At 59.9% G+C, this 16,261-nt stretch carries 17 protein-coding genes; 14 read left to right on the top strand and 3 right to left on the bottom strand.

The genetic code is table 11. The features are described 5' to 3' along the window. The first annotated feature begins 5 nt into the window (after positions 1 to 5). The 6 genes from thrS (at position 6) to HMPREF2781_RS06770 (ending at position 5,863) form a co-directional block, all read left to right on the top strand. Positions 6 to 2,069 carry a threonine--tRNA ligase gene (gene thrS, locus HMPREF2781_RS06795; protein WP_070446785.1) on the top strand — a complete coding sequence of 688 codons (2,064 nt, stop codon included), beginning with the start codon at positions 6 to 8 and terminating at the stop codon, positions 2,067 to 2,069. 43 nt (positions 2,070 to 2,112) lie between these two features. Beyond that, positions 2,113 to 2,691 carry an ATP adenylyltransferase gene (locus HMPREF2781_RS06790; protein ID WP_070446786.1) on the top strand — a complete coding sequence of 193 codons (579 nt, stop codon included), beginning with the start codon at positions 2,113 to 2,115 and terminating at the stop codon, positions 2,689 to 2,691. After that, positions 2,684 to 3,319, top strand: coding sequence for a phosphatidylinositol phosphate synthase (gene pgsA / locus HMPREF2781_RS06785; protein WP_070446787.1), 636 nt, complete (start codon positions 2,684 to 2,686; stop codon positions 3,317 to 3,319). The genes HMPREF2781_RS06790 and pgsA overlap by 8 nt, the downstream gene beginning before the upstream one ends. A gap of 63 nt (positions 3,320 to 3,382) precedes the next feature. Next, positions 3,383 to 4,285 carry a phosphatidylinositol mannoside acyltransferase gene (locus HMPREF2781_RS06780; RefSeq protein WP_070644908.1) on the top strand — a complete coding sequence of 301 codons (903 nt, stop codon included), beginning with the start codon at positions 3,383 to 3,385 and terminating at the stop codon, positions 4,283 to 4,285. An 18-nt stretch (positions 4,286 to 4,303) separates the two neighbouring features. Beyond that, on the top strand, positions 4,304 to 5,404 hold the full coding sequence (locus tag HMPREF2781_RS06775; RefSeq protein ID WP_070446789.1) for a glycosyltransferase family 4 protein: 1,101 nt from the start codon (positions 4,304 to 4,306) through the stop codon (positions 5,402 to 5,404). Next, positions 5,405 to 5,863 carry a hypothetical protein gene (locus HMPREF2781_RS06770; RefSeq protein WP_070644906.1) on the top strand — a complete coding sequence of 153 codons (459 nt, stop codon included), beginning with the start codon at positions 5,405 to 5,407 and terminating at the stop codon, positions 5,861 to 5,863. 13 nt (positions 5,864 to 5,876) lie between these two features. Here HMPREF2781_RS06770 and HMPREF2781_RS06765 read toward each other — a convergent pair whose 3' ends face one another. Both HMPREF2781_RS06765 and HMPREF2781_RS06760 read right to left on the bottom strand, forming a co-directional pair. After that, the gene (locus HMPREF2781_RS06765; RefSeq protein WP_070644904.1) at positions 5,877 to 7,091 is read right to left on the bottom strand and encodes a DUF2029 domain-containing protein; all 1,215 of its coding nucleotides are present in this window, start codon (positions 7,089 to 7,091) and stop codon (positions 5,877 to 5,879) included. A gap of 25 nt (positions 7,092 to 7,116) precedes the next feature. Then, positions 7,117 to 7,599 carry a DUF3817 domain-containing protein gene (locus tag HMPREF2781_RS06760; RefSeq protein ID WP_070644902.1) on the bottom strand — a complete coding sequence of 161 codons (483 nt, stop codon included), beginning with the start codon at positions 7,597 to 7,599 and terminating at the stop codon, positions 7,117 to 7,119. A 118-nt stretch (positions 7,600 to 7,717) separates the two neighbouring features. Between HMPREF2781_RS06760 and HMPREF2781_RS06755 the strand changes: the two genes are divergently transcribed. Both HMPREF2781_RS06755 and HMPREF2781_RS06750 read left to right on the top strand, forming a co-directional pair. Beyond that, positions 7,718 to 8,584, top strand: a complete 867-nt coding sequence (locus HMPREF2781_RS06755) for an acyl-CoA thioesterase (RefSeq protein ID WP_070644900.1) — start codon at positions 7,718 to 7,720, stop codon at positions 8,582 to 8,584. A 139-nt stretch (positions 8,585 to 8,723) separates the two neighbouring features. Then, positions 8,724 to 9,479, top strand: a complete 756-nt coding sequence (locus tag HMPREF2781_RS06750) for a YebC/PmpR family DNA-binding transcriptional regulator (protein WP_070446794.1) — start codon at positions 8,724 to 8,726, stop codon at positions 9,477 to 9,479. 5 nt (positions 9,480 to 9,484) lie between these two features. Here the strand turns inward: HMPREF2781_RS06750 and HMPREF2781_RS06745 are convergent, their stop codons facing one another. Next, entirely contained in the window at positions 9,485 to 10,180 is a 696-nt protein-coding gene (locus HMPREF2781_RS06745; protein ID WP_083308533.1) for a nitroreductase, read from the bottom strand. A 141-nt stretch (positions 10,181 to 10,321) separates the two neighbouring features. Here HMPREF2781_RS06745 and ruvC point away from each other — a divergent pair, with 141 nt between their 5' ends. The 6 genes from ruvC to secF all read left to right on the top strand — a co-directional run bounded on the left by ruvC (position 10,322) and on the right by secF (position 16,260). Further along, the gene (ruvC, locus tag HMPREF2781_RS06740) at positions 10,322 to 10,933 is read left to right on the top strand and encodes a crossover junction endodeoxyribonuclease RuvC (protein ID WP_070446956.1); all 612 of its coding nucleotides are present in this window, start codon (positions 10,322 to 10,324) and stop codon (positions 10,931 to 10,933) included. Positions 10,934 to 10,972: 39 nt separating this feature from the next. After that, positions 10,973 to 11,581 (top strand): Holliday junction branch migration protein RuvA, encoded by a 609-nt coding sequence (ruvA, locus tag HMPREF2781_RS06735; protein ID WP_070446796.1) that lies wholly within the window; start codon positions 10,973 to 10,975, stop codon positions 11,579 to 11,581. A 15-nt stretch (positions 11,582 to 11,596) separates the two neighbouring features. Further along, entirely contained in the window at positions 11,597 to 12,682 is a 1,086-nt protein-coding gene (ruvB, locus tag HMPREF2781_RS06730) for a Holliday junction branch migration DNA helicase RuvB (protein WP_070446798.1), read from the top strand. A 39-nt stretch (positions 12,683 to 12,721) separates the two neighbouring features. After that, entirely contained in the window at positions 12,722 to 13,054 is a 333-nt protein-coding gene (gene yajC / locus HMPREF2781_RS06725) for a preprotein translocase subunit YajC (protein WP_070644898.1), read from the top strand. 246 nt (positions 13,055 to 13,300) lie between these two features. After that, positions 13,301 to 15,094 (top strand): protein translocase subunit SecD, encoded by a 1,794-nt coding sequence (gene secD / locus HMPREF2781_RS06720; RefSeq protein WP_210386016.1) that lies wholly within the window; start codon positions 13,301 to 13,303, stop codon positions 15,092 to 15,094. 2 nt (positions 15,095 to 15,096) lie between these two features. Continuing rightward, positions 15,097 to 16,260, top strand: a complete 1,164-nt coding sequence (gene secF, locus HMPREF2781_RS06715) for a protein translocase subunit SecF (protein ID WP_070644894.1) — start codon at positions 15,097 to 15,099, stop codon at positions 16,258 to 16,260. The last annotated feature ends 1 nt before the right edge of the window (position 16,261 follow it).

The raw sequence follows: 16,261 nt of genomic DNA, 5'->3' as shown, positions 1-16,261 counted from the left end.
AAGTCATGGCGGAAATGATTCCAGCAGTCCCGGTGAACTACGAACCAATCACGGTCCCCGCCGGTACTGCCGTGGGAGCAGCGATGCGCGAGCATGAGCTGCCCAACAAGGGCCCGGAAGCTGTCGTCGTCGTCCGCGGCGCCGATGGAACCCTCTACGACCTTTCCCACACCCCGGACACGGACGCCGAGTTCACCCCGGTTGCTGCCTGCGAGGAAGACGGCCGCGCCGTTATCCGCCACTCCTGCGGACACGTCATGGCCCAGGCAGTGCAGGCGGAATTCCCCGGCACTAAGCTGGGCATTGGCCCGGCCATCGAGAATGGCTTCTACTTCGACTTCCAGACCGCTGAGCCCTTCACCCCGGAGGACCTCAAGGCCATTGAGAAGCGTATGAAGAAGATCATCAAGGGCGGCCAGCGCTTCGAGCGCCACGTCTACGCCACCACCGAAGAAGCTGAAGCGGCATTGGCCAACGAGCCCTTCAAGCTGGAGCTGGTCCAGGACAAGGGCAACGTGGATCCAGATTCCGATGAGGCCGCCGAGGTGGGCGCCGGAGATCTGACCCACTATGACAACGTAAACCCCCGCACCGGCGAGGTGGAGTGGTTTGACCTTTGCCGCGGCCCGCACGTGCCGACCACCAAGTACATCCCGGCTTTCACCCTGACGCGATCCTCTGCTGCCTACTGGCGCGGCGACCAGTCCAAGGCTGGCCTGCAGCGCATTTATGGCACCGCCTTCGAATCCAAGGAGGCCCTGGAGTCCTACAAGACCATGGTCGAAGAGGCCGAAAAGCGTGATCACCGCCGCCTGGGTGCTGAGCTGGACCTGTTTTCCTTCCCGGATGAGATTGGTTCCGGCTTCCCCGTCTTCCACCCGAATGGCGCTACCGTGCGCATGGAGATGGAGGAGCACTCCCGCCGTCGCCACATCGCGGACGGCTACTCTTTCGTGTCCACCCCGCACCTGACCAAGGGAGACCTGTTCAAGAAGTCCGGCCACCTCGACTTCTACGCGGATGGCATGTTCCCGCCGATGCAGCTCGACGGTGAGTGGGATGAGGACGGCAACTGCACTAAGCAGCCGCAGGATTACTACGCCAAGCCGATGAACTGCCCGATGCACAACCTCATCTTCGCTTCTCGTGGTCGTTCCTACCGTGAGCTGCCGCTGCGCCTCTTCGAGTTCGGCACGGTCTACCGCTACGAGAAGTCAGGCGTTATCCACGGCCTGACCCGCGCCCGCGGCTTTACCCAGGATGATTCGCACATTTACTGCACCCCGGAGCAGCTCGAAGACGAGCTGACCAAGGTTCTGGAGTTCATCATTTCCTTGCTCAAGGACTACGGTCTGGATGACTTTTACCTGGAGCTATCCACCAAGGACCCCAACAAGTACGTTGGCTCGGATGAGATTTGGGAGCGCTCGACGGCTATCTTGCAGTCGGTGGCGGAGAAGTCCGGCCTCGAGCTGGTCCCGGACCCAGCAGGCGCGGCCTTCTACGGCCCGAAGATTTCCGTTCAGGCGCGCGATGCCATCGGCCGTACCTGGCAGATGTCCACTGTGCAGCTGGACTTCAACCTGCCGGAGCGCTTTGAACTGGAGTACACGGCGTCGGATGGTTCCAAGCAGCGCCCGATCATGATTCACCGCGCACTTTTCGGTTCCATCGAGCGTTTCTTCGGCGTGCTACTGGAGCACTACGCGGGTGCATTCCCGGCGTGGCTGGCACCTCACCAGGTGGTGGGCATCCCGGTCGCCGATACCTTCGCCCCGCACCTCGAGGAAGTCTGTGCACAGCTGCGCGCACGCGGCCTGCGCGCTGACGTGGATACCTCTGATGACCGCATGCAGAAGAAGATCCGCAACCACACCACGGGCAAGGTTCCATTCATGCTGTTGGCCGGTGAGCGTGACGTGGATGCCAACGCGGTGTCCTTCCGCTTCCTCGACGGCACCCAGGTCAACGGTGTGCCCGTAGAGACAGCAATCAACGTGATTGAAGCATGGGTTCGTGAGCGCAACAACGAGCAACCGACTAAGGACACTATCGCTGAACGCTTCTAGGCGGATGCATTTAGGTAGAGGTTAGAAAAGGAGAACACACAGAGTGGGAGAGTACGTCGATACCGGCCTGGGAACCCCCGACCGCTTAGAGCGCCTGTGGGCGCCGTACCGCATGAGCTACATCAAGCGTGAGGGCGGCGCCGGCGACGTGCCCAAGGAAGCCCATAATCCGTTCGTGGAGATTCCACAGATGTCGGACGAGGACGGGCTCATCGTTGCGCGTGGCGAGTTTGTCTATTGTGTTCTCAACCTCTACCCCTATAACGCCGGGCACATGATGGTGATCCCATACCGTCAGGAATCAGAGCTGGAAAACCTCACCGAGGAAGAATCTCGCGAGCTTTTTCAGTTTGCCCAAGCCGCCATCCGCGTCCTAAAGAAGGTCTCCGGCCCCGATGCCGTCAACGCTGGCTTTAACTTGGGGCGCGCCTCGGGCGGCTCGGTGGGGCAGCACCTGCACATGCACATCGTTCCGCGCTGGAGCGGGGACTCAAATTTCATGACTATTGTGGACGGTGTCAAAGTGCTGCCGCAGCTCCTCAAAGACACCCGGTCCCTGTTGGCGCAGGGGTGGGCGGAGCTCGCCGCCGAGGGAATCATTTCAGGAGAAGCGCATGCTTAGTGTTCATGGGCGCAAACCCGCCGCCGTGGTTGTGGTCCCAGTGGCCAAACTCTTCCTGAAGGTGGGGCTCACGCCCAATGTCGTCACCGTCGTGGGCACAATCGTCACCATTGCTATTTCGGTTATCCTGATCCCGCTTGATCACCTCTTTGCGGCGGCGCTGCTGTCGGGACTCTTCGCTGCCTTCGACATGCTCGACGGCACCATGGCGCGCCTGACCACCGGCGGATCCAACTTCGGCGCGACTCTCGACGCCTCCTGCGATCGCATCACTGACGGTGCTTTGTTCGCAGCGATCGCCTATTGGATGGTGTACGTCGATAACGCCCACCCTCTCAACTTCGCCGCCTGCATGGTGGTGCTCGTGAGCTCCCAGGTCATTTCTTATGTCAAGGCGCGCGGCGAAGCCTCCGGTTTTAAGATGGTCGGCGGACTCGTCGAACGCCCCGAGCGCCTCATCTTGGGCCTCGGCGGCGTGGGGCTGGAAGGCTTGGGCGTGCCTTATGCACTCGAGGTTGCCCTGTGGCTGCTGGCCGTGGGCTCTGTCTTCACCATTTACCAGCGCATGCGCCAAGCAGCGCGTCAGGACACCAAGGCGCGTTTCAAGAAGGAACTGAAGCACATTTAGTCCGACACCCTCTTCTACCGGAAGGTACCGCGCCCTCAGCCCACACAGAAAGGCTCCCGAACCGTGGCTCTACTGGACCGTGACCGGCTGACCGCCGCCGCATACATCGCGTGCTGGAAGGTTGTGCGCTTCCTTCCCCAGCCGCTGGCAGCCTGGCTGTTCGAACGCGGCGCGGATCTGGCAAGTGACAACGGCCAAGGCATGGAACAGCTGCGCCAGAACCTGAGCCGGGTCGTGGGGGCGGAAAACGTCACGCGGGAGTTGGTGCGGGATTCGATGCGCTCCTATATGCGCTACTGGCTCGAGGCTTTCCGTCTGCCTGCTATCCATTCGGTTCCGGATCTGCAGAGGCATCTATTGGCAGGTCTGCGAGGCAAGGAACATGCTGATGCCTCCGTGGCTTCCGGGCGCGGGGTGATTTTTGCGCTTCCGCACTCCGGTAATTGGGACATGGCGGGTGTCTTCTGCGTGGGGCACTATGGCGGCTTCACTACGGTGGCTGAGCGCTTGAAGCCAGAGGTGCTTTTTGACGCCTTCGTGGACTACCGCGAGAGCCTTGGCTTTACTGTCCTGCCACTGACCGGTGGCAGTTCTTCTCCTTACCCGCGTCTGAAGGACACTCTGGAACGCGGTGGGGTGGTGTGTTTGTTGTCTGAGCGGGACCTCACGCGCACCGGTGTGACGGTAGACTTCATGGGCGAAGAGGCTAACGTTGCCGCCGGCCCCGCCCAGCTGGCCATCGAGACAGGAGCTGCACTCCATGTCGTGCACTCGTGGTTTGACGGTAAGGATTGGGGGCTATCGGTCAGCCCCGAGGTGGAGGTCACTGACCTGCAGGAGACGTGCCAGCGCCTTGCGGATGGCTTTGCGGAGAACATCAGGGCACATCCAGAAGACTGGCACATGTTGCAGCCGCATTGGAACGCCGATGTGGAGCGGCGGCGAGCCGCTCGCCAGAAGAAGTAGAAAGGCAGAACACAGATCATGCGCATAGGCATCATCTGCCCTTATTCCTTCGACGAACCCGGTGGAGTTCAGGCTCATATCCTTGACTTGGCGACTGTCTTCATTGAGCAAGGACACCACGTGGAAGTACTCGGGCCCGCAGCGGCGAGCACGCAGGTTCCCAGCTTTGTTCGCAAGGGTGGCTGGGCGGTGCCGATTACCTATAACGGATCCGTGGCTCGTCTCTCTATTGGCCCGCACGTGCGCCGCAATATTAAGCGTTTCATCCGCGAGGGAGATTTCGACATCCTCCATATCCATGAACCCAACTCCCCAAGTTATTCCATGGCTGCTCTGGCAGTGGTGCGCGGGCCCATCGTAGCGACGTACCATGCTTCGGCCTCGAGCTCTCTGGCATTGACCCTGGCTAAGCCTTTCCTCCGTCCGTATCTGGAAAAGGTTCGGGGAGGTATTGCGGTTTCAGAGATGGCTCGGCGCTGGCAGGTTGAGCAGTTGGGAGGGGACCCTGTGCTCATCCCTAATGGGGTCGACACCTCTGTCTATGCGCGCGAGCGTGCCCGCGCCGAGCATAAAGAGAATGATTCAGAGATTGAGATTGTGTTCTTGGGCCGGCTCGATGAGCCGCGAAAAGGCTTGGACATTCTTCTTGAGGCTCTCACGCTACTCCCGCAGCCGGTCCGGGTGACGGTTATGGGCGGGGGACACCCGCGACGCGTTCCGGGGGTTGACTTCGTGGGGCGTGTCAGTGATGCCGAGAAGGCGGCTATTTTGGGGCGCGCTGATATTTATGTGGCTCCCAATACAGGCGGCGAGAGCTTCGGCATTGTTCTTGTTGAGGCAATGGCCGCTGGATGCGCAGTGGTGGCTTCAGATCTGGAGGCCTTCGCCGCGGTGTGCAACGCAGACTCGGAGAAACCCGCAGGCGCCTTATTTAAGAACGGTGATGCGACGGACTTAGCGCGGGTGTTGCAGGATTTAGTGATCAATGCGGACAAGCGGCAGGCCTTGATTAGGGCGGGGGTGGAGCGTGCCCGCGAATACGACTGGGATCATGTGGCCGCAGCCGTCATGCAGGTATACGAGACCGTGGCGGATGGCACAAAGGTCCGGGTGTCATAAATGGCTATCGAGATAGTTATCATCCTCGCTGTGCTCCTCGTACTAGGTATGTGGGCGCTGTACACGGCGCAGCGGCTCAACTCGCTCCACATTCGCACGGACGCAGCCTTGGCACAGCTCGAAGCCACTCTGGATCGCCGCGCAGCAGTGATAAGTGCCTTGGCTCCTGAGCTTGAGGCTATCGCGGCGCGCGCAGAGTCAACGGAGCTTGTGCAAGGGCATTTCGATGAACGAGCCGCCCGGGAACGGGAGCTTTCGGCGGCTATTGCGCAGCGCTTTGAGTCACGCCCGCCCGTGCTTGCCGACGCCGAAGGTCGCATCCACCTAGCGCATCGCTTCTACAACGAGGCAGTCAGCGATACCCGCGCGCTGCGCCTGCGGCCAGCCGTCAAGCTGCTGCGTCTGGGAGGAACCGCGAAATTGCCGGAGTACTTTGAGCTCAGTCAGATCGACGTGTGATTCACCCGCCCTGTCACACCCGCGCCTGATTCGCTCTTGCCACACGGTACTCAAGCAGGTGCCAGTAGACGGCACATGCGGTCATTGCCAGGATGAGCAGATTGCGCAACAGGAGCGCGTAGACCGGGTTGGGGTTTTCGCCCACAAAGAACCAGATGTAGTTATACCCATAGGGGTAGATGACGGTTCCCAAGGCCGCCGTTCCTACAGCGAGCACCGCCATGATGGCGCGTACCCCTTTAATGTCAGCGGCCACCTTCCGTGGGGTGGTGGCCGCCGTGGGAGTAGGGGAGCGAAGCGCCACCGCTAGTATCGGCCCAAGCCACACGATGTATTGCGGGGAGAAGACCTTATTTGTCGCGATGAGAAGGAGGATCGCCGCGATGAAGAAGACGAGGGAAGAGTGCGGGCTCCAATTCCCGCGCAGAAAGTGCACGAGTGCCACTCCCACGATCCACGCGAGGGCCGCTCCCATGGCGATGCTGCTCAACGCAATCGCTGTGTCGACGCCGGGGCCGGTGATCTCAAAGCTTTTCGAGGCCGCGTATCCCATCGTCCACACATCAGGCTGGTGATGAGCTTGGTAGACGAACCAGGTGGCGGCTAGAGACTCAATCTGGAGGCCGCGTTCTCCTTGATAGGTCAATGGGGAGAGAACTCGATCCACGCTGGTCATTGCAGCCACGCCGAGGCACAGGGCAACGAGACTTCCAAAGAACACGGCTAGTCGCTGCCAGGTATCGCGAGAGGTTGCTCGCCCGACAAGCCCAGCAGCGAGGACCCCCGGCCACAGTTTCGCGGCGGTGGCCCAAGCCAACAAAACCGAGGCAAGTCTCGGGCGGGTAGCCAGAAGCGCGCCCGCGCCAGCGACAAGCAAGGCAGGATAAAGATCGAGTCGCCATGCGAATACGTGGCCCGCCGCGGTGCCGAAGAACACCCAGAACCACCCAGCGCTATACGCCCCTGGGGTGGTCCGGTGATGGCGCAGGAGAAGGGCGAGGAAGGTGGCGTCGGCAAGCAGCACCATTGCGGTAAAGCCGACGGCATAGCGCTCAAAGTCGTAGCCAGTAAGCCACGCAAGCAGAACGCTGGGCCAGGTGCCGACTTGGGGATATTCCGTCATGTCGCTGGGGTTAGTGCCGTAGACGCCCTCGAGGTAATACCGAACGTCCCCGAGCGGACCCTTCTCGTTGAGGAGTAGGTAGATAAGGAAAAGGCGTGCCAGCACCCACCCAAGCCAGATGCTGGGAGCCTTAGCGATTGTTTTCAATGGTGGACTCGACATCGACGGGCGGACCCAACATGAGCAGAACGCTAAAGACTACAGCTACAACGAACAGCGCGATGATTGCGGTGCGTACTGGGTGGCGGATGGCCTGTGCCAGGATCTTGTCGAAGAATCCCCGTGGCTGAGCGTCATCGCTAAACCGCCATGGGCCGGCGACGAGTCCGCGCCGCGAAACCCACACTGCAAAAGGCAAGGCCGCGAAGGGAATCACGGTGACTACCAAGCCTAGAATCCCCACGCCGAGTGACCATCGGTTGTTGATCCATACCAGCGCCGTCATAAGCAAGAAGCAGAGAAAACCGAAGCCGTGGATACCTCCCGCAATGGGGGTGAGTGCCTCGGTGGCGCCGGAGTATTTGAGGATCATCGAGAAGATCAGTAGGGCCCACGTGAACATTTCCAGGTAAGCGGCCACGCGGTGCACGCTGTGCGGGGTGGTGGAAGTCATGCGGAATATAGTACGCAACCTCTGGGCGTGGATCAGCATGTGAGTAGGATGGTCGAGGTTGGTGTGGCGGGCGCCATAACACGGCGTAGGCCACAACGCTAAAGGAAGGGAGTAGGGCATGGCATCGGTGGCCCAGGCGGTCGATATTGAGCGGATCGGCACAGATGAGTTCCGCGCCCCTGTGGTTCCATCGCGGATTAAGCGCACCTTCGGCGGACAAATTATGGCGCAAGCGCTGAGGGCAGCGCAGCTGACGGTAGAGGGCAAGTTAGCGCACTCCCTGCACTGTTACTTCGTGGGGCCGGGCGATTCGAGCGCACCCACCACCATCCAAGTCGAGCGGGTTAGGGATGGGCGCTCATTTGTGCACCGCCATGTGCGTGTCTTTCAAGAGGATCGTTTGATCTTTATGCTCAGCGCTGGTTTCCACGTGTCTGGGGACAGTGGCCCTGAACACCAGGCTGCGATGCCGCAGGTGCCGACACCGGAGAGCATTAAGGGCTCGCCTTATTCCACCCGCATCATTTTGAAAGAGTGGGAAGACTGGGATGTGCGGCTTGTTCCGGACGCAGACCGTGATGCTGTTGCCGCCGAAACCACCGGGGCCGGGTTTAGGAATATCTGGTTCCGCAATACCGGTGAACTGCTTGCTACCACCCCCGAGCAGTCCCTCCATCAGGCAGCGTTGTTGTATATGTCTGACATGACGCTGATTCGCACGGCGCTTCTGCCGCACCAAGGCGAAAAGATTCAGCTAGCAAGTTTGGACCATTCGCTATGGTTCTTGCGACCAGTGCGGGTTGATGAGTGGATGCTGTATTCACAGTCCAGTCCCTCGGCACAAACTGGTACGGGGCTTGCCCAAGGAAAGATTTTCAATCAGCGCGGCGAGCTACTGGCCGTGGCGGTGCAGGAGGGGCTGACACGCACCCTGCATCCCGACAGCGAAGTCTCCAGTGCCAATGGCAATTGGCAAAATCTCTAACGCCTAAAACACTTTTCTCCAGTGGGTTCTGCTGTGGATGCAGGCGGGATGCAGCCCCTGTGCAGGTGGAGGCTCGTTGAGGCCGTATAATTACAACAGTTTCCACACAAGTCTTTTAAGCCACATCGAAAGGGATGACATGGCAGGCCACTCTAAATGGGCAACAACGAAGCACAAGAAGGCGGCGAACGATGCCAAGCGTGGCAAGGAATTTGCCAAGCTGATCAAGAATATCGAGGTGGCAGCACGCACCGGCGGCGGTGACCCTGCAGCCAACCCCACCCTCGATGACATGATCAAGAAGGCTAAGAAAGCCTCCGTTCCCAACGACAACATTGAGCGCGCCCGCAAGCGCGGTTCCGGCGAAGAGGCGGGCGGTGCCGATTGGGAAACCGTGATGTACGAGGGCTATGGCCCGAACGGCGTGGCCATGCTCATCGAGTGCCTGACGGATAACCGTAACCGTGCGGCGACGGACGTCCGCACTGCGATGTCTAAGAATGGCGGCAACCTCGGCGAGTCCGGTTCCGTGGCATATATGTTCTCCCGCACCGGTCTGGTTATGGTGGAGAAGGGCGAACTCAGTGAAGATGACATCCTTCTCGCCGTCCTCGAGGCCGGCGCCGAAGAGGTCAATGACAACGGCGAGAAGTTCGAGATCACCTGCGCACCGGGCGATGTTCCTGCCGTGCGCGAGGCGCTCGTTGCTGCCGATATCGAGGTCGATGACACCGATACCGACTTCCGTGCTTCCGTTGAGGTGCCGCTGCAGGCAGATGATGCCCGCAAGATCTTCCGCCTCATCGATGCTCTCGAAGATTCGGATGATGTCCAGAACGTTTATACCAACATGGACTTAAGCGAAGAGGTCCTAGCCGAGCTGGACGAGGACTAAGAAGGCTAGTCGAGCTCGAGACCTTCCATGCCATGAGCAGTCACCGTCTCTGACAATGGTGCGCGGCCCGGGGCAGTCTTGAACACAGGGCTGGACTGGTCTGCTACGCCGAAAGTTAGGGCGGTGACGAGTTTGTAATCCTCGTCCACGCCCAGGAACTCACGGACGGTTGGGGCGAGCAGCGAAATCATGCCCTGCGGGACGCCGTGATAGCCGTGCGCCTGGAGCGAGAGCAAAAAATTCTCCGCATAGGTGCCTTGGTCAAAAGCGGCACGGATGCGGTCACCCATCGGGGGAATGAAAAGCAGCGCGGTGTGCGGGGCGCCGAAGAAGCGAAGGTTTTCACGGATAAATTCCGTGCGGGCTTCTTTATCCTCACGCGCAATGTCGAGGAGCCCATACATTTTGGCTGCCAGTTGCTGAGAGCGCTGCGGGTGAATGCCTTGACCGTAATCAATCGTGAAGTCTGGGTTGATGCCGTTCTTATCGAATTCGGATATGAGAGCAGCGCTTAGTTCTTGCAGTGCCGTACCGCCGACGAGGTGCACATTCCATGGTTGGGTATTGGAATTGGAGGGGGCGGATCGGGCGTCGATAAGCACCTGCTTTATGACATCAGCGGGGAGCGGCTCCGGAAGGAATGCGCGCGGTGAATGGCGGGAACGGATAAATTCTGAATAGTCATTAGGATGTTGAGACATGCGCGCCACTCTACGCCGCGCAGTAGGAGAGGCGAGTAAGCGGCTTGGGGGACTGCCTAGACTAGAACACATGTGTGTACACTGTTCCTAGATAAACAAGCGCTTCACAAGGGCGCGTGCAACAAGGGCGAGGAGGCGGCCGTGAACTTGGAGGGGTTGCGCGTCATGGGCATTGATCCCGGTCTGACGCGTTGCGGTCTGTCAGTTGTCCAAGCCGGTCGTGGGCGTGGGGTCATTCCCATCGCCGTAGGGGTCGTCCGCACCCCCAGCGACAAGGACTTAGGGGAGCGCCTGAAGCGACTATCGGTGGCAGTCCGGGAATGGATGGATGACTATAAGCCGGATGTTGTGGCCCTCGAGCGCGTATTCGAACGCGGTCAAGTCTCAACCGTGATGCAGACCGCGCACGCGGTTGGGGTATTGGTCCTTGCCGCAGCAGAGCGGGATATTCCGGTGCACATGTACACCCCTTCCGAAGTCAAGAAGGCAATTTCAGGCAATGGACGTGCTGATAAGAAGCAGATGACTGCCATGATTACTCGAATCTTGGGGCTCAGTGAGGCGCCTAAGCCGGCCGACGCTGCGGATGCCCTAGCCCTAGCCGTGTGTCACTGCTGGCGTGCGCCAGCCCTGGCATGGATGACCGGCGGTGATGCGAGCGCTGGCGTCGGGGCCGGGGCACGAACGAGCGGAGTACGCGGCACCTCGCCGCGTACCGCATCCGTCTCCCGGGCGGCGAAGACGACCTCCTAAGCTAACTGGCACAACTACTCACACCAAGGAACCCTATTAATGATTGCATCTTTGCGCGGAACCGTCCTAGACATCCAGCTTGATCATGCCGTGCTGGAATGCGCTGGCGTGGGCTATAAGGTCCTGGCCACCCCGGCCATGCTGGGAACCCTACAGCGTGGCGAGGAAGCGCGGATCATGACCACGCTCGTGGTAAAGGAAGACTCGATGACGCTGTACGGCTTCACCAGTCAGGATGACCGCGATATGTTCCACGTCCTCCAAACGGTTTCTGGGCTGGGGCCAAAACTGGCTCTAGCTGCTCTGTCCGTGATGAGCGCGGGCGATTTGGCACAGGCGATTGCGGGGGAGGAGGCCGCACGCTTGCAGAAAATCCCGGGAGTGGGAAAACGCGTTGCACAGCGGTTGATTCTGGAGCTCAAAGATAAGGTCAAGGCTTTCGCCCCGGCAGAAGGCGCGGATCTCTCGGCTGCTGCCCCGGCTGCCGCCGGGCCGGTGGTTGAGGATGTCGTTGAGGCTCTTATTGGGTTGGGCTTTACTGATAAAATGGCCCGCCCCGTGGTGGAATCCGTGGCGGCAGAGCAACCCGATGCGGCGACGCCGGTGGTGCTGCGCGCAGCGCTGAGCCAGCTTGGCGCCAAGAAATAGGGGAGAGTGGGTGACATGTCAGACGTAGAACGCACTGAATTTAAGCTTCCGGAGGGGATGGATTTAAGCTCGCCCCCGCAGCGTAACCAGGATGTGGACGCCACAGAGCAACAGGGCGAGCACGATATTGAGCGCTCGCTGCGCCCGAAGTCCCTCGATGAATTCATTGGCCAACCCAAGGTGCGCGAGCAGCTATCGCTCGTGCTCAATGGCGCGAAAAACCGTGGTGTCACCCCGGACCACGTATTGCTCTCCGGCCCGCCTGGGCTGGGCAAGACCACCATGGCGATGATCATCGCCCAAGAGCTGGGAAGCTCCTTGCGTATGACCTCGGGCCCAGCGCTGGAGAGGGCCGGGGATCTAGCGGCGATGTTGTCGAATCTGATGGAGGGGGATGTGCTCTTCATCGATGAAATTCACCGCATCGCCCGCCCAGCTGAGGAAATGCTCTACATGGCAATGGAGGATTTCCGCATCGATGTCATCGTGGGCAAAGGCCCAGGAGCGACGTCCATCCCGCTGGAAATCCCGCCTTTTACACTGGTAGGAGCGACAACTCGTGCGGGCATGCTGACTGGTCCGTTGCGTGATCGCTTCGGTTTCACCGCGCAGATGGAGTATTACGATACTGAGGATCTCACCCGGGTAATTAGCCGTGCAGCGCGGATTCTGGAGGTGGACATCGATCAGGATGCCGCGGTAGAGATTGGTTCCCGCTCGCGTGGCACTCCGCGTATTGCCAACCGGCTTTTGCGCCGAGTCCGAGACTATGCCGAAGTCAACGGGGATGGACATATTAATGTTGCAGCTGCCCAGGCAGCGCTGCGGGTCTTCGACGTCGATGAGCGCGGATTGGACCGTCTTGACCGCGCGGTGCTCGGGGCTTTGATCAAAGGCCACGGCGGTGGCCCCGTAGGAGTGAATACCCTAGCCATCGCGGTGGGCGAGGAACCATCGACGGTGGAGGAGGTCTGTGAGCCCTATCTCGTGCGTGCCGGCATGATCTCACGAACCGGCCGCGGCCGTGTGGCAACAGCCGCCGCATGGCAACACCTAGGACTGGAGGCGCCCGAGGGAGCGGTTGGCGGGACCCTTTTTTAATTGGCCCGGAGGTAGGGCGGTCTGGCACACTGGCCTTTTATGAACGGAACTCAACTTCTTCTTCTCCTTGTTCTCGCCATCCTCGTCATCTTGCCGAGCTTCATGTCGATGCGAGCGCAGCGCAAGCGCCAGGCGCAGATGCAAAAGCTCCAATCCTCGCTGCAGGCGGGACAGGAAGTGATTACTGCCGGCGGCCTCCACGGCACCGTCGTCGAAACCCGCGGCGAGCAGGTTGATCTGCAGGTGAAGGACGGCACGGTGATGACTTTCGACACGATGGCCATCGTTCGCTCCGCTGACGCAGCCGGCGCAAACACTGATGCGCCAGTGGAGACGGAGGACGAGAACGACGAGCGCTTCCCGAAACTCTAAGATTGCGTTGCGCTCGTCACAGTGCGGGCGCGTACCTTAAGTCTGTTAAGGAAAACAACAGTCCATGACGTACCATGGTGGACTGTGCTTTAGTCATGGAGGCACCGCGGCGCCCAGTGCGTGCGCGGCGGTTGCTGCCATGACCTATGATTTTTAGCCCTGTTCCTCACAACACAGGAGATCTTTGTGTCCGCTTCGAAACGTGGTGGCGTTAGCAGCCGTCAACGGCAATGGCCCAAGCGTGCGATGGCGCTTTTCGCGCTCATTGTCATCGTGGTTTATGCGCTGATATTTTTGACCGGTGATAAGTCACCAACACCCAAGCTCGGCATTGACCTGCAGGGCGGAACCCGCGTAACCCTGGTGCCGCAGGGCGAAGACCCCACCCAGGAACAGCTGCAGCAGGCGCGCACCATCCTCGAGCAGCGCGTGAATGGCATGGGCGTGTCCGGTTCTGAGGTCGTCATCAGTGGCTCCAGCTTGGTCATTACCGTCCCCGGTGAAGATGCCTCCCAGGCGCAGGCCGTGGGCCAAACCTCCCAGCTGTTGTTCCGCCCAGTGGGCGAGCAGCCGATGCCAGACATGGGCAAGCTTGAGAAGACCATGACGGATATGGCTAACCGGTGGGTTAAGTACGGGGTGGTAACTCCGGAGCATGCTGATCAGTCGCTGGCCTCCATCCATGAGGCACTCAACCAGAGTGCCGACGCCGCCCAGGGCGGCGATCAGAAGGACGAGGAGAAGGATGACAAGTCACCGGCTCCGACTGTGAGCGAAAAGCCGCTTCCGGACCCAGCGAACTCCCTTGAGGAAACTGAGCGCCGCGACAAGGTTACTGAGGTTCTGCTCAAGGACCGCCAGTCCGAAGACCCCACCGTGCAGACCGCAGCCTTGGGACTGATGACCTGTGATGCGGAATCCGATCCGCTGGCAGGTACCGACGACCCTGCAAAGCCCTTGGTGGCTTGTGATTACTCGAATCAGCAGCCCTATATTCTTAACCCGGCTCCGCTGCTGGACGGCATTGAAGATCCGAACGGAACTCGCCTGACCGGTAACGAGATTGATAACAACGCCCCGATTCAAGGCGGGCTCAATTCCCAGACTGGTCAGATGGAGATTAACTTCGCCTTCAAGACCGGCGATGGCCCCAATGGTTCGCAAACCTGGGCTACCCTGACCCAGGAGTACCTCCAGAAGCAGGTGGCTATCACCCTCGACTCCGCCGTGATTTCCGCGCCGGTAATCCAAGGCCCGACCCCGGTTGGTTCTGCTACTTCCATTACCGGTGACTTCACGCAGGAGGAGGCACAGAACTTGGCCAATAACCTGCGTTATGGTGCGCTCCCACTGTCCTTTACCGGCGCTAACGGCGAGCCGGGTGGCACGGTAGAAACCGTTCCGCCATCGCTGGGCAAGGCAGCTCTTGAGGCAGCGCTCATCGCGGGCATCGTGGGCCTCATCCTGGTGTCGCTGTATTCCATCTACTACTTCCGTGCCCTGTCCTCGGTAGCTCTGTTGGTCCTCATCGCAACCTGCGTTCTGCTTTATGGCGCACTGGTTCTGCTGGGCCGGTGGATCGGTTACTCGCTTGACCTTTCCGGCATGGCGGGCTTGGTCATCGGTATTGGTGCCACCGCTGACTCCTTCGTCGTCTACTACGAGCGTATGAAGGATGAGCTCTTGAGCGGACGTACCTTCCGCTCCGCCACCCGCACTGGTTGGGAGCGTTCGCGAGCAACGATTGTCACAGGTAAGGCCGTGACCCTCATCGGCTCCGTCGTGGTCTATTTCTTGTCCATTGGCGCCGTCAAGGGTTTTGCCTTCACCATGGGCCTCACCACCATCTTCGACCTCGTCGTATCCTTCCTGATCATGGCACCGCTCATGCAGCTTCTTGGTAGCCGCCCAGCCTTTGCCAAGCCGTCGATGAACGGCCTAGGCGGTATTTACAACCTTGTGGAGGAACGCCGTGAACGCGGCTTTTATGCCAAACCGGCCAAGAAACCCGTCGCTACTGCTACGGATGAGGAGAAGTAACCATGGCTGTCGAAACTACTAACCGCAAGATTTCCCGTTTTGACCGTCTCTATGTGGACGGCAGTGGATTTGACTTCGTGGGCCGGGCTAAGACCTGGTACACCATCGCCGGCGTGCTGCTTATTGCCTCGATCCTGGCTATCGTACTTCGCGGCTTCAATCTGTCCCTTGATTTCGAGGGCGGCACGAAGCTCAACATGCCTGCAGGCGATCTTTCTACTGAACAGGTAGAAGAAACCTTCACGGAAGCCACCGGTGTCACTCCGGAGCTGGTGCAGATTGTGGGCGCCGGTTCTTCGGAGACTCTGGAGATCACCTCCGAGCGCCTGTCGCAAGATGAGGTTAACCAAGCCCGCCAGGCTATCTTTGAGACCTACCAAGTCAAGGATGACAACGGCAAGCCGAGCCCGGATGCAATTGGCTCCTCGACGGTGTCGGAATCCTGGGGCTCGTCGATCACCCAACGCATGGTTATTGCCATGGCGGTCTTCCTCGTGCTGGCTACCATCTATGTGGCGGTCCGCCTGCAGCGCGATATGGCTTTTGCCGCTATCCTCGCGCTCATCTTTGACGGTGTCTTCATCGCGGGCATCTACGCGCTCTTCGGATTCGAGGTGTCCCCGGCCGTCATCATCGGTCTGCTGACAGTCCTGACCTTCTCCCTCTACGATTCCGTCATTGTCTTCGACAAGGTGGATGAGAATACAACGGGGCTGGAAGGCCAACGCAAGAAGACCTACGCCGAGCTCACTAACTTGGCTGTCAACCAGACCGTGATGCGTTCCATCTCCACCTCGGTGATTTCGGCCTTGCCTATCATCGCGCTGTTCATCGTCGCCGTGTGGTTAATGGGCATTGGTACTTTGCGCGATCTGGCATTGGTTCAGTTCATTGGCGTTATTGAAGGTGTCTTTTCCTCCATCTTCCTGGCCACCACGTTGCTGGTGACCTTGTCGAATCAGCGCAAGAGCGTTAAGAAGCACAATGAGGTGGTCGCTGCCTACCGCGCCGAGGGGTGGACTGCAGAAGCAGAGGATGAGGATGCGCCGAAGGCAACACGCACCGTGGCATCCCCGGCCGCAGCTTCTGCACCAGCCGCAACACAGACCGAATCCGGGCCGCGTAGCGACGAGTCCGGTGGGGCGTCCTGGCGCCCTGGGCGCTAAG

Source organism: Corynebacterium sp. HMSC062A03 (assembly GCF_001811145.1).
Lineage (GTDB): Bacteria > Actinomycetota > Actinomycetes > Mycobacteriales > Mycobacteriaceae > Corynebacterium > Corynebacterium aurimucosum.
Note: the sequence above shows the minus strand (reverse complement) of the source record. Positions and strands in the feature narration are given on the sequence as shown.

Bases quoted from the DNA above. Each gene is read 5' to 3' on its own strand.
- thrS (WP_070446785.1), top strand. From the start codon at position 6: ATGGCGGAAATGATTCCAGCAGTCCCGGTGAACTACGAACCAATCACG.
- pgsA (WP_070446787.1), top strand. From the start codon at position 2,684: ATGCTTAGTGTTCATGGGCGCAAACCCGCCGCCGTGGTTGTGGTCCCA.
- HMPREF2781_RS06775 (WP_070446789.1), top strand. From the start codon at position 4,304: ATGCGCATAGGCATCATCTGCCCTTATTCCTTCGACGAACCCGGTGGA.
- HMPREF2781_RS06770 (WP_070644906.1), top strand. From the start codon at position 5,405: ATGGCTATCGAGATAGTTATCATCCTCGCTGTGCTCCTCGTACTAGGT.
- HMPREF2781_RS06760 (WP_070644902.1), bottom strand. From the start codon at position 7,599: ATGACTTCCACCACCCCGCACAGCGTGCACCGCGTGGCCGCTTACCTG.
- HMPREF2781_RS06755 (WP_070644900.1), top strand. From the start codon at position 7,718: ATGGCATCGGTGGCCCAGGCGGTCGATATTGAGCGGATCGGCACAGAT.
- HMPREF2781_RS06750 (WP_070446794.1), top strand. From the start codon at position 8,724: ATGGCAGGCCACTCTAAATGGGCAACAACGAAGCACAAGAAGGCGGCG.
- HMPREF2781_RS06745 (WP_083308533.1), bottom strand. From the start codon at position 10,180: ATGTCTCAACATCCTAATGACTATTCAGAATTTATCCGTTCCCGCCAT.
- ruvA (WP_070446796.1), top strand. From the start codon at position 10,973: ATGATTGCATCTTTGCGCGGAACCGTCCTAGACATCCAGCTTGATCAT.
- ruvB (WP_070446798.1), top strand. From the start codon at position 11,597: ATGTCAGACGTAGAACGCACTGAATTTAAGCTTCCGGAGGGGATGGAT.
- yajC (WP_070644898.1), top strand. From the start codon at position 12,722: ATGAACGGAACTCAACTTCTTCTTCTCCTTGTTCTCGCCATCCTCGTC.
- secD (WP_210386016.1), top strand. From the start codon at position 13,301: ATGGCGCTTTTCGCGCTCATTGTCATCGTGGTTTATGCGCTGATATTT.
- secF (WP_070644894.1), top strand. From the start codon at position 15,097: ATGGCTGTCGAAACTACTAACCGCAAGATTTCCCGTTTTGACCGTCTC.